Origin of the sequence: Nguyenibacter vanlangensis, from assembly GCF_013376155.1 — a bacterium.
In the GTDB taxonomy this organism is placed as follows: Bacteria; Pseudomonadota; Alphaproteobacteria; order Acetobacterales; family Acetobacteraceae; genus Gluconacetobacter; species Gluconacetobacter vanlangensis.
Map to the genome: position 1 here is coordinate 1 of NZ_JABXXP010000743.1, position 1,322 is coordinate 1,322.

Here is a 1,322-nt window from a genome sequence, read left to right on the forward strand (position 1 = left end):
CCTGCGCCGACGCGCAGCGTGCCATGGAACGGCGCGCTGCCGGTGGCGACCTGGCCGGCGTCGGCGAACAGGGCGGCGCCGAAGCTTTTGAACAGGCGCTGGCGGAATTCGACCGAGCCGGCGTCCATCGCGGTGCCGCCGATGGCGAATTTCGTGTTGGGAAATTGTGGTCCTACACCCTGATAGCGAAAGCCCCTTACGGTGGCGCTGCCGCCGGCATAGAGGCGCTGGTCGGGGGGAATATCGAAGGTCGATGCGCCCTGCACGCTGCCGACGACGGCGCGGACGGCGAGCACGCTGCGGCCGGGGCGTGCGATCCCGAGATGCGCGAGGTCGAAATAGGTCGAACCGGTGGCCTGGAGAATGGTGAAGAAGGCGGTATGGCTGTTCAGCGACATCGATGGCGTGGCGCCGAGCGAGACGCGCGCGCCGTGGGTGGCCGGGTCGATCGGGTTGCTGAGGCCGGTATTGTCGAAATTGGCCGAGAGGGGCAGCGAGACGATCGTGTAATCGTTCGTCATGCCCATCTGCTGGATCTGTTCCTGTTCGGCCTGGGCACCGTAGGAGACGTTCCAGAAGCGCCCGAGGCGGCGGACGATGCCGGCGCGGACCAGCAGCGCGGTCTGGCGGTAGGAATAGAGCAACTGGCGGATGCCTTCGACCCGGACGCTGAGATTCTGGTTGCGGGAGCCGAAATCCGGCTTCATCAGGTCGGCATAGACGTCATAGCCCAGCCCCTGCTGGGCGGAACCGCCCAGGCCGGTGATCAGGGCCGTCAGGCGCAATTGTTCGGCATTTCCGAACATGTTGTCATGGGTCCAACTGACGCCGGCGCGGCCGCCCAGATCGGTGGAAAAGCCGGCCTGCAACGCGACCAGGCGTCGCTTGCCTTCGGTGAAGGCGAAATCCAGCGGCATCTGCCGGTCAGCGGTCAGCGGGGGCATGTCGGCGACCTGCACGTCGGAGAAGATGCCCAGGGATGCCAGGTCCTGGCGCGCGGCCTCGATCTTCGAGGGCTGGTAGAGCTGGTCCGGATGAATGGTCAGGCGTCGCGCGATGAAGGCCGGATGCGTGTGCACCAATCCCGACAGGGTGATGGTGCCGATCGTCACCACCGGGCCGCGATGCACCACGTACTCCACGTCCAGGGTCTGCGTCTGCGGGCGCAGCCATGCGGTGGGGGTGCCGACCTGGGCCAGGGCGTGGCCTTCCTCCTTCAGTTGGGACTGGAGCCTGGCGCCCGCCGCCAGCACGTCGGAGGCTATGGCGGGCTGGCCGGCGGCAAGGCCCAGCGCGGCCTTTTCGGGGGCGTCGAGCACGAT

Annotated in this window: 1 protein-coding gene; it reads right to left on the reverse strand. The window is 67.3% G+C overall.

Features of this window, described 5'->3' with window-relative positions:
- A partial coding sequence (locus HUK84_RS18625; protein ID WP_176641555.1) for an autotransporter assembly complex protein TamA occupies positions 1-1,322 on the reverse strand: 1,322 nt, incomplete at both ends.